The organism is Bartonella sp. HY038, assembly GCF_014117425.1.
Taxonomy (GTDB): Bacteria; Pseudomonadota; Alphaproteobacteria; order Rhizobiales; family Rhizobiaceae; genus HY038.
Genome location: NZ_CP059725.1, coordinates 12082 through 23928, shown reverse-complemented (window position 1 = coordinate 23928; position 11847 = coordinate 12082). Strand labels below are relative to the sequence as shown.

General features: G+C 41.7%; 7 protein-coding genes. 1 reads left to right on the top strand and 6 read right to left on the bottom strand.

Translation table 11 applies throughout. The features are described from left to right. Positions 1 to 75: 75 nt before the first annotated feature. The 4 genes from H3299_RS00075 to H3299_RS00060 all read right to left on the bottom strand — a co-directional run bounded on the left by H3299_RS00075 (position 76) and on the right by H3299_RS00060 (position 4831). Positions 76 to 759, bottom strand: coding sequence for a type 1 glutamine amidotransferase (locus tag H3299_RS00075; protein WP_182418333.1), 684 nt, complete (start codon positions 757 to 759; stop codon positions 76 to 78). A gap of 88 nt (positions 760 to 847) precedes the next feature. Continuing rightward, entirely contained in the window at positions 848 to 2158 is a 1311-nt protein-coding gene (locus H3299_RS00070; protein WP_182418332.1) for an FAD-binding oxidoreductase, read from the bottom strand. 1 nt (position 2159) lies between these two features. After that, positions 2160 to 3518, bottom strand: a complete 1359-nt coding sequence (locus H3299_RS00065) for a glutamine synthetase family protein (RefSeq protein WP_182418331.1) — start codon at positions 3516 to 3518, stop codon at positions 2160 to 2162. Between the two features lie 860 nt (positions 3519 to 4378). Beyond that, positions 4379 to 4831: a tol-pal system YbgF family protein gene (locus H3299_RS00060; RefSeq protein ID WP_182418330.1), complete on the bottom strand. Its 453-nt coding sequence runs from the start codon at positions 4829 to 4831 to the stop codon at positions 4379 to 4381. Between the two features lie 459 nt (positions 4832 to 5290). On the opposite strand from H3299_RS00060, the gene H3299_RS00055 reads away from it, so the two are divergent. Next, positions 5291 to 7645 carry a membrane-bound PQQ-dependent dehydrogenase, glucose/quinate/shikimate family gene (locus tag H3299_RS00055; protein WP_182418329.1) on the top strand — a complete coding sequence of 785 codons (2355 nt, stop codon included), beginning with the start codon at positions 5291 to 5293 and terminating at the stop codon, positions 7643 to 7645. Between the two features lie 89 nt (positions 7646 to 7734). On the opposite strand, the gene H3299_RS00050 is transcribed toward H3299_RS00055, so the two are convergent. Then, positions 7735 to 8352 carry a carboxymuconolactone decarboxylase family protein gene (locus tag H3299_RS00050; RefSeq protein WP_182418328.1) on the bottom strand — a complete coding sequence of 206 codons (618 nt, stop codon included), beginning with the start codon at positions 8350 to 8352 and terminating at the stop codon, positions 7735 to 7737. 245 nt (positions 8353 to 8597) lie between these two features. Then, the gene (locus H3299_RS00045; protein ID WP_182418327.1) at positions 8598 to 11846 is read right to left on the bottom strand and encodes a bpX6 domain-containing protein; all 3249 of its coding nucleotides are present in this window, start codon (positions 11844 to 11846) and stop codon (positions 8598 to 8600) included. Position 11847: the final 1 nt, after the last annotated feature.

Sequence of the window (11847 nt, the reverse complement as noted above, 5' to 3'; positions counted from 1 at the left end):
GTTATTTTATTGCCCGTAAATATAGTGACCTTGAAGCCATTTTATTAAAAAAACGGCTTCAAAAGAATAATTGCGTTAGGATAGTATATTTTGCTGAAAAAAATCTATAATTTCATCGGCAACCGCATCTCTAGCAAGATTTTTTTCGCTTGGCTCAATGGCAGTGTCACGCACATTTTGCGGCAAAACATCTTCGCGTGCTTCATATAAAGCATCATAGAAGCTAGCACTAAATTCGGGATGGGGCTGAAAACTTAAAGCCTTATTGCCATATTGTAGCATAGCAAATTGACAAGCATTGGCTGAGCCAATCACTTTCGCATCCTTTGGCAATTCGACAACTTGATCTTGATGCCAAGCAACAAGATTTTGCGTTTCGCCATTATCACGCTTATATTCGATTTGCCCTACCGACCAACCGCCTTGAAATTTTTCAACCTTGCCACCAAGGGCTTGCGCAATAGCTTGATGGCCAAAACAAACACCAACTAAAGGCCTACCGCTTGCATAAATTTCGCGGATAAGATCAAAAAGCGGCGGCAACCAAGCATGATCTTCATAAACGCCAAATTTAGAACCGGTAATCAACCAACCATCAGCCTCGCCAATTGAAGCGGGAAAAATACCATCAACAACTGGATATTCAATAAAATCAATATCCTTGCTTTGTAATAGCTTGACAAACAAGTCATTATAATCGCCATGATGGGGAATAATGGCGTCAGGTGCATGTCCTGTTTGTAAAATTCCAATTTTCATTGACCACTCCTGATCATGATGCGAGCTTTTAGACATTTACATAAACCCAAAAGCTCAAATTAATAGCTTAACAAAAACTAAGACTTCTCTATACACCTAATTTGTCGCGTATACCATACCACCATGCGCCAAGAGCTGTAAGCGGCACACGCAATAATTTCCCTCCCGGGAAAGGCAAATTTGGCAGGGACGCCCAAACATCAAAGCGCTCACTGTGACCGCGCACTGCTTCACCCAAAATTTTGCCCAAAAGATGCGTGGTGGTTACACCATGACCACTATCACCATGAGAAAAATAAACCGTATCGGATAATTTACCGATATGAGGAATACGGGTTAAGGTCAATGCAAAATTACCGCTCCATGCAAATTCAATTTTTGCATTTTCAAGCTGTGGAAAGGTTTTAAGCATATTGGGGCGAATAACTGCGGTAAGATTACTTGGATTTTGCCCACCATAACCAATACCACCTCCATAAAGCAGGCGATTATCAGCAGTGCGGCGATAATAATCCAAAACATAATTGGCATCTTCAACGCAGGAATTAGCTGGCAATAGACTATCGATCAAATCCTTATCCAAAACCTCTGTCGTCATTACCTGACTGGATACTGGCATCATACGGCTACCAATTTCAGGCAAAAGACTTCCAATATAGGCATTAGCGCAAACAAGTACATATTTTGCCTTAACCACGCCTTTACTGGTGTGCACAATTGGATTTGCTCCAGTGTCAACACTGGTAACGCGTGAGTTTTCAAAAATCTTGCCGCCTTGCGCGCTTACTGCTGCTGCCTGACCAAGCACCAAGTTAAGTGGGTGGATATGGCCACCGCGAAGATCAATCATACCACCAACATATCGATCACTGTTGACATATTTGCCAACATCGCTCTTGGAAACCATTTCAAGACCATCATTGCCATATTGTTTCCAATTGGCGCGGTTTTCTGCCATGCCTTTCACCTGCTTATCGGTAAAAGCTGCAAAAAAACCACCATTGACGAGATTGCAATCAATATTATATTTTGCCACCCGCTCGCGGATAATGTCGCCGCCCTCAAGGGACATAGCACCAAGTGCATTGGCCTTTTCTTGTCCATAACGCTTGGCGATAACCATTAAATCACGGCTATAACCATTAACAATTTGGCCACCATTACGCCCTGACGCGCCATAACCAATACGGTCCCCCTCAAGCAAGACAACGGAAAAACCGTTTTCAACCAATTCAAGCGCGGCTGAAACACCGGTAAAGCCTGCACCGATTATACAAACATCGGTCGTGATTTCACCTTCTAACTCAGGATGAACAGTCTTGTCATTGGCGGTTGCGGCATAATAGGTTGCGGCATGACCTGGATTAGAAATGGTATTGGAATTAGAGTTTGTTGTCATATCATACTGTCCTTATATAGGCATCATATTCAACATCGGTTACACGCAAGGCAAATTCTGCCATTTCTTGCCTTTTACAACCGGTAAACAAATCACGATATTTGGGACCAAGGGTTGCATAAGCAAAGCTTGATTTTGCAAAAAGCTGCAAGGCATAATCCCAATTGGTTGGTAGTGGTTCATGGGCGATATCATGATCATCACCATGGATTGGACCACCTGGATCACGGCGGGTTGTCATGCCTTCAAGCGCTGCTGACAAAATCATCGCAAGTACGAGATAGGGATTGGTATCAGCGCCAGCAACGCGGTGCTCAATACGGGTAGCCGCTTTACTTGCAGTAATAACTCGTACCGCAGCTGTGCGGTTATCATAGCCCCATGAAGCATAGGTTGGCGCGTGCTCACTTGGGGTTAGACGGCGGAATGAATTGGCGTGCGGCGCAAAAATTGCAATACTATCCGCCATATTTGCCAAAAGACCACCAACAGCATGCAACAGCACTTCCGATGGGCCTGTATCACCAGCAAAAACATTTTTGCCATTTTCATCAAGTAATGAAAAATGCACATGCATACCATTGCCAGCCTGCGTACCATATGGTTTTGCCATAAAGGTGGCATCAAGATCATGCTTGCGCGCAACACCCTTAACAATACGTTTTAGCAGCACGGCAAAATCGGCAGCCTTTAACGCATCAGGCACGTGATTAAGGTTGATTTCATATTGACCAGGGCCATTTTCACGCAAAGTCGTATCAGCAAGCACTTTTTGTGCCCGGCAAGCTTCTGAAATATCATCAAAAACATGCTCATATTCTTGTAATTCAGCAATAGAAAGTACTTGTGTTTGCCCCGTATGCCAACGGCCATCACGGGTATTTGGTGGACGCACTGGATCCAATGCCGAGCGAACAGGATCGATAAGATAAAATTCAAGCTCGGTTGCAACCACAGGAGTTAGTTTCAATTTCTTGAAACGCTCCAAGACATTAATCAAAACCTGACGAGGATCGGCATAAAAGCCAGTACCATCACGGTTTTGCATGCCCAAAATTACCTGTGCGGTTGGGCGCTCCAACCATGTGACGCGCGACAAAGAATCGGGTGAGGGAAAGCACATGCCATCAGGGTCACCAGTACCTGTTGCAAGACCTGCATCATTAACGTCACGTCCCCAAACATCGAGTGCATAAACCGAGCGCGGCATAGCCATGCCGTTTACCAAAACATCCAATGCGCGTTCACGCGGAATCCACTTGCCGCGCGGTACGCCATTAACGTCAATAACGAAGGCCTCCAATACGCGCAAATCAGGATTTTCTTCTATAAATTTCTTTGCTTGAGCTTCATCAATCATAATACACCAGAACTAAAGAGATAATTTTAAAAGGAAAACGATTCTACAATGCCTAAGCTGCGCTAATCCTCACCAGCGCGACATTTGGTCAAAGGAATCAATATGGTTGAGTTTATTGGAGAAAGGACTAAAACCTTTTGCAATTTTAGCTGCCCCAAAAACCGCTTGTGCAAATTTGTAGTAGTACTAAAGATAATCTTACACATTTTTTGGAAACTATTAATCAAAGCAAAAAAAGAATGTGTTCTTTTCAAACGAAAATTGAACTTGTTACCCTTGAAATTTTGGGCAGCCCAAAAAAACTCATTATTGTCCATTGCTATACCTCCCATGACATGATCCAATAGCTGCGATATTATTAATCGTCTTTTCTATCGGTCATATTTATATATTTGATCAATTATGCTATTAATTTGATCAAATGTAAAGAGCATCAGCAAATAGTTTTATAATTGCCCATAAAATGTGGGAAACTATCATCAAACTTTCAGAGATTAATTAGCGGCAAAATACCAAATTATGGCGTTTTTGAAAATCTAACCGCGCATAGCCGCTTTTGAAAATTGGATATTACACGCTGTAGATTGAAAGGTTCAAAAGGTGAGTGCGCACAACTTGGCAAAGGCATGAGGCACTTACACACACCTATTAGGAGTGCCTATTTGATCAATATTATGATTCGCAATCAAGTTATAATATGGAAAATCTGTTACTGGCTTTTTAAAGGCTTTGCGGCAGTAATAATTTAACGGCAAGATGACAACCTTACCAATATCCAAAGGCAAATTCGTCTCAAACACCCATATCCTGATTTTCCACACAACGGCAAAAAAATCAGGACATGATTAAGCTAAATTAGTTTATTCAGCGTCGTCAAGTAGGCCTTTTTCGTCAAGAAAGGTTAGATAAACTTCACCTTCTTCTTCAAAAATTTCATCGCCTTCCATTTCATAGGCCTTTAACAATGGCACAACCGCTTCATCCTTACGATCAAGATCGTAAAGAGTTGCACCAATTGAGTAAAGCACATAGGGATTGGTTGACCCATCTACGCTTTCATAAGCTGCATTAAACGCCACCAATGCCTTGTCAAAATCTCCAACATTGCGATAACCATCGCCAAGAGCTGTATAAAGCCACAAAGCGGCGTCCCATTTGCCTTTAGGTTCTGGAAGCAAAGCTAAAGCGTCAGTCCATTTTGCAATGGCTTCTTCAAAATCACCATTTTCAAAAAGATCTTCACCATCTTCCGACAAGTCAGCTATTTGATCAAAGATTTCATCAGGCAATTCGTCTTGTTCATCAATTGTCATATCTTTTAATCCTTTTTGGCAAAGTCATTATGGCAGGTGTAAATCATATTACTTCATTTTCGTTGCCGATGAAATATCAATTTATACAATTTTGCTAGAATTCCGATTTACGACTTTCTACACAACAAATAAATTTTCCCAAAAATTGTTTGCATTAAAATTAGCGTTCCCGACGAACTTGCTATTGATGTATTGATATTAAATCAAATATTTTAACAATAAATATAATCATAAAATGAACATTCTTTATATTAACTGAGAAAAACCAAACCTATCACAAAAATATTATCTCTATTGATTTATAGTATTTTTTAGCGAAAACGCCGATAATTAGCCTATATTTAAATTACAATAATTTTAAAAGACAGCATAAAAATATGTTAATTTTCAAGTTCTTATTGACATAAGGCATCTCTTCCATATCTACTTTTACCTAAACTTCAGTTTTGGGAGAATAGCGTGCTACTTATTATCATTAGTTTTGTGATCCTGCTATTTGGTTTGGCTGTCGCCGCTTTAGGCGTTCAGCTAGCTCTGGTTGGTGGTTCACCTTTTTATATCATTATGGGGCTTGGCCTTCTTATGAGCGGCTTCTTGCTTTTGCGCAAAAAAGCAAGTGGTCTTTGGGTCTATACATTTACTCTTATTTTAACTTTTATCTGGACGCTTTATGAGGTTGGTTTTGATAAATGGCAATGGATCCCGCGCGGCGTTATTCTTGTGCTGTTTGGACTTTTATTATGCCTGCCTTTAGTATCACGGCCAATAAGAAACAATCACCAAAATACTAAACCCGCATCAAGGCTTTTGGGTGGTTCGCTTTTGGTGATTATTCTATTGGCTGTTGTGTCTTGGTTTATTGACCCTGCCACTTTTGACGGCGAATTGCCACAAAATGAAAAAATTGCCAGCACTATTGATCCAAGCCGCATGGCTGGAGATGATTGGATAGCCTATGGTGGTAGCAATCTTGGCCAACGCTATTCAACCTTAAAAGACATTAATACCAGCAATGTTGGTAAGTTAAAATTGGCTTGGGAACACCACACCGGCGATTTTCAAGGCAAAGATGATTCTAGCGAATATACGTTTGAGGTTAATCCCTTAAAAGTCAATAATACGATTTATAGCTGCACACCGCATAATATTGTTGAAGCCCTTGATCCAGTAACTGGTAAACTTAAGTGGCGTTATGATCCACGGGTTAAAGGTAGTGTCATTTATGAACACCAGACCTGCCGTGGCGTATCGTATCATGAAGATAAGCAATTGGTTGAAGGCAATCATTGTCCACGCCGCATTATTGCCACCACGGGTGATGCCCGTATGTTTGCAGTTAATGCCGATAATGGCGAAATCTGTAGCGATTTTGGCGATCAAGGTTTTGTTAATTTGATGGAACATCAACCTAATCAAAATCCCGACACTTTTATGATGACGTCCCCTGCGGTTATCTCGCATGATTTAGCGATTATTGGCGGTGCAATTGCCGATAATTATTATATTGATAATCCATCTGGCGTCATCCGCGCTTATGATGTGCATAATGGCCAATTGGTTTGGAAATGGGATGCGCAAAAACCCAATGAAACCAAGCCGCTTGAAGGCGATGCCACTTATGAACCCGGCTCTCCTAATGCTTGGACCGTTATGGCGGCCGATGATGAATTAGGCTTGGTTTATGTGCCACTTGGCAATAAGTCACCAGACCAGTTTGGTGCAAAACGCTCAGCTGAAGTTGAAAAATTTACTGCAGCCCTTGTTGCGCTTGATGTTAAAACCGGTGAGTTACGCTGGAGCTTCAAAAGCATCAATCATGACCTATGGGATAGAGACTTGCCCTCACAGCCCTTGCTGCTTGATTTAGATTATCAGGGCAAAAATGCACCGGCTATTATCGTGCCAACCAAGGGTGGCAATCTTTGGGTGCTTGATCGCCGTGATGGCACGCCAATTTACCCTGTCCATGAGGAAAAGGTTTCCGATAAATCTGATATTAAGCAAGAAACTCCAGCTGGAACGCAGCCAATATCCGCACTCAATTTTATTCCGCCTGTTCTTGAAGAAAAGGACATGTGGGGTATCACGCCTATTGACCAAATGCTTTGTCGGATGACCTATCGTAAGAGCCGTTATGACCGCAATCCATTTACACCGCCAAGCCTTGAAGGCTCTATCGTCTATCCTGGCAATACTGGCATTTTCAACTGGGGTAGTGTTGCGGTTGATCCGGAAAACCAATATCTTTTCGGTACGCCAGTCAATATGGCATTCCGCTTTAGCGTTTATCCACGTCCAGACTTCCCACAAAATGCCGATGAGCGAATGGTATCAACCGGTCCTAAGCCATCGGGCGAAAATCTTGGTGGACCTTTTGCGGTAAAACTCAGTGCATTTTTATCCCCACTTGGTATTCCATGCCAATCACCACCTTGGGGATTGCGTGTTGGTGTTGATCTTGCAAGTGGTAAAACAGCATGGCAGCAAAGAAATGGCAGCGTAGAGGGGCAAGAATTTGCTGGCCAGCGCTTCCCAATTCCACTTGAAATGGGCACAATCAGCCTTGGCGGCCCGTTAATTACTGCTGGTGGTATTGTCTTTATGGCAGGTACTGCTGATAGTGGCTTTAGAGCCTATGAATTAAAAACCGGCAAATTACTATGGGAAACACGTCTGCCCGCCGGTGGTCAATCAACACCAATGAGCTATCGCGGCGCTGATGGTAAGCAATATATTTTGGTTGCTGCTGGTGGTCATGGTTCAATGGGTAGCCCAATGGGTGATTCCATTCTTGCCTATACAATCGAACCGTAATATTCATTCTAAAAATCTTATAAAAAACCCTGCATAGTTTTCTATGCAGGGCTTTTATTGGCAAAGTCATTAAAAATGACCGCTCACTTTTAGATTATTTGGTCAAGCACTGTTTGGGCGCGTTTACCAACATCACTGCCAAGATTTGCATTTAGGATATTTACAATTTGTTGCAATTGCTCTTTGCTTAATCCCGTATTCATGCCAATATTATAATGGCCTTGCAATTGCGCTTCAAGCCCAGGGATAGTTGCCAAAATTGCAATGGTTACAACTTCACGGGTTGGATAATCCAAAATATCACGGGCAAAAATATCACCAAATAGATGGCTTTTCAAAAATTGATCAATGGCAGGGGCAAAATCATAAACCCCGCCCCTAACCGGCTGACCAATCACCTTAGTTTGGATTTTTGTACCAATTTCAAGCATGGATTGATTGGTAGCAATGGGGGAAATATCGCGGCCAAGCTCATCATTTTTGCCCGCAGTTTTGCGACTGTCTAAAACATCTCGCAATGCGTTTAAGCCATTTAAACTACGCGGAAAACCAGCATAAGCATAGGTTTGAATGATAACTTCCTTTACTTCATTAATGGTAACCCCTTCATCTAATGCTTTATCTAGGGCGCTCTTTAATGCCGCAATATCACCCTTAGCTGTAAAAGCTGCAATAGGAACAATCATTTGTTGTAATTGACTAAGCATAAAATGTCCTTTTTATTCCAGTTGTTTGGATGAAACTTTGATAAAATTTGGCTTTTCAGCAGTCTTGTTCGTTATTGGTTTTGATTAAACCAGCTAAAGCCTATGAAAGGAATAGGCTAAATTCTTCATACTGCTATGAATAAAATTCATGAATACTAAACCGTTTATAATTTTACGCACTAATCCAATGTCCAATTTGGTTTATCCAAATCGATTTTAAAAATTGTATTTATGCTAAGATAAATTTACTGAACGCTTATTGCTTTGCCGGTATGGTTTACCATGTCAAAATGAAAAATGCGGCCGCGATCATCATAAACAATTAAATGGTTTTGCTGTTCTGCCAAACGATAGCGACTATTACCCCATGCGAGAGAGGCAATGACATCATTTTCATGCGAAATTGCATAGATAGATTCATTATAGTTGACAATAAACGCATTATTAAAACCAAACATAGCAACGGAACTATTTTCTCCTAAATAACGGTCATTAATTGAAACAAATTGCGTTTTATCAGCGCGCTCAAAAACATCACAATAATAAAGCTCAGTATTGCCTTCATCATTTTGCTGAATACCATAGCGATAGGCCATATAATCTTCGGGCAAGAACATACGAGTTACCCCACCCTCCTCGTCTGGAATAAAATCACGCGAGCGTAAAGTTCTACTTGGTAGCGAATAATACCAATTTTCAAGTGAGAATGACTTTTTCTGTGAGTTTCCATAACCAATAAGCCATTGCTCGCCTTTTGCAGTTGTTGGCACACCTTCAGCAAAGCGATGGCGATAACGGATCTTAAATACTGTCCCCGATAATTCTCCGCTTTTCCAAAGCGATTTTAAGCCTCGGGCTGTATCAAGCACATGAATAAAACTATCCGTTAGCGCAACTGACCACGAAACACCGTCAAAATCGCGCGTCATTGCTTGCAAAGCCAAATTTTTGAGCGGCGTTAAACTATTATCATTAAGATTAAGCCGTGTGATACGATATAAATTATCGCGCTGCATTAATAAAAGCACAATATTACCAGAAGCCGACACCACCAGTTGCGAAGCAGGCACATCATAAAAAGCCAATTGATGGCCTAAATCATCAAGAAGCACCACGCCGCCATCACCAAGGGCGGCAATAAATCGTCCTTCACTGACATAGACTATATCATGAATATCAAGCGGTCTGCCATTGGTTGGTGCTTGAAAATCACAAATATTACTGGCGCTAAATGCATCCAAATCATCTTGCCCCCAACCGTTTTTTGGCAAATCAGCGTCAAAAGCAGATTGTTGGCTGGCATGTAAAAGCCGCAAAAACTTTTGTTTATTAAGATAAAATGCGTTTTGATGATGCCGTAATAAGGCTGGCCTTGTAATGAAGCGGGTTAAAAAAATAAGTCCTTCACTACTGTCACCATTTAAAAATGCCTTATCAATTTCGCTAATGAGTGCCTCAAAAACTTTGGGATTTTTATTTTCAATAATTTGGTTTATTTTAGTGCGATAATCCTCAACCGTGTCTGATAGTAAAATTGCCCGTTTAACAAGCGCGGCAGCACCAAGTTCACCATCTGATTTTTCAGCTAGTAAAAGCCATTGCAATGCAAGATCACGCTGGTTTTTAAGCGGCCAGATAATTTGTATGGCACTCATCAAATTGCCATTTTCAGCTTCAAACAACGCCCATTCTTCGCGCAATCGAAAGCTCGCCGCAGATTCCTCATTTTCAAGGCGCAAAACCGCCGCAGCAAAAGCATGGTCGCGGCGCGCAACAGCAATAGCCCAATCCCATTGCCCAGAAAGGCAATATAGTCGCACAATAATGTCACTCGACATATCCCAAGCAAGCGCAAGTTCGCCGGCTTTATCACTGCGGCCATTTTTTTCAAGGTAATCCAACGCTTCCACGCGCTCATTTAGCAATTCAGCTAAAACAAAAGCGGCTTCTTCAATGCGGCCCTGCTGATCAAGGGTTGTAAAAGCGCGCCAATAATAGCCGGCAAGCATCTTTCTTGCGTCTTCGTCAATATTGATAGATGGACCACCAACCTGCTTTGCGCCTAATTGCAAATTATCTCGCGGTCGTGGTACGCCAAACATTGGGCCACCATCGCTTTGACCTGATGAAAACGGTATAGCATGGCGCAAAGCATTTTCTATATCGCCTTGTTCAAACATGCGCAGCATAGAATTTAAATATCGTGCCTGCCGCATAGCAAACAAGTGGTTTAACTTGCTAACAATTGCCAACCGCGCCACCAATAAACGCCATAATGGTGGGCGCATAATCTCATCTTCATCTCGCTCTTTAAGCCCATTTTTATTATTTTTTGAGTGATTTTTATTGTTTTTGCCTTCGGTCGTTGGCGTGGAACTGTTTTGAGTTTGTGGCTTATTTGACGCCATTTCTTGGTTTAGGTTTTCGACAACTGCACTTTCTGCACTTTCTGCTCTTATCGCATCATTAACGCCATCTTGCTCAACGTCTTGATGAGTTGATTGCACGCTAGGACCTTGCGCCCGCGTAGTTTGACGGTAACTTTGCCGCGTTGCTAAGCTGTCTTGATATTTTGTATATTGCTCAACACTTGTAGCCGTTATCTTATTAAAAATATTGGATATTAAAAATTTGCGTAATAAAAATATAAAAAGTGCCACCAACCCAAAAACAACCAACCAATAAAAAATTGAAGGGCTGCTACTATACTCGATAATTGGTTGAGCGACTGGATTATTTTGCGGCGTTGATTTTAATGGAATTGAACGGCTTGCATAGATCCAAAAAAGTGCTTGAGCAATGAAACCTAAAAATGCTAGGCGAAAAACCCATTTAACGATGTTATTAGAGCTGTTGGTTTGGCTTTTTTCTCTTCGACTGCCATAAACGGAGCCGCCACTATCATTACTCTTTGCTGCTGCCTTTTTCTTTAAGTCTTGTAATATTCTTTTTTGGCTTTCACTTGGCTGCGGAATATTATCACCCAATATTGCACGAGTATCACCGCTAGGCTTTGGAGCAATTTCCTCAATCTCTATCACTGGCGGCGTGAGATCAAAACTTTCATGCCACGTATAGTTAGCAATATTTGCCCAATTTGACGGGTCAATATATGCGCCTTGACTGAATTTTAAAGCATTGGTCTCATTGCCAGCAATGATCCAACAATCACAAGTGGGTATTTTTTTTTGCTCGTTTTTATCAAGATCAGCAGTGGCAAGCATTGCACCATAAGCAATCAAGGGTAGCCCCGGTAAATCACTACAAAGCATCGAGCATGCAACAGGAAATCGCAATAAATCACCACTTGCATTGAAATAGGATTCGCTACTACTTGAAAAGCGCAAAATTTGCGCGCCTTTTTGCCAGTAATGCCAGATAATCCGTTGGCGCTCACTTTCGCTATACCATTCATGGGGTAACCACAAACCAGCTACATCGCGTCTTCCTTGCGCTAAAGGTTGGCGCACCGGTGAAAAATTTGTTTTATCCATT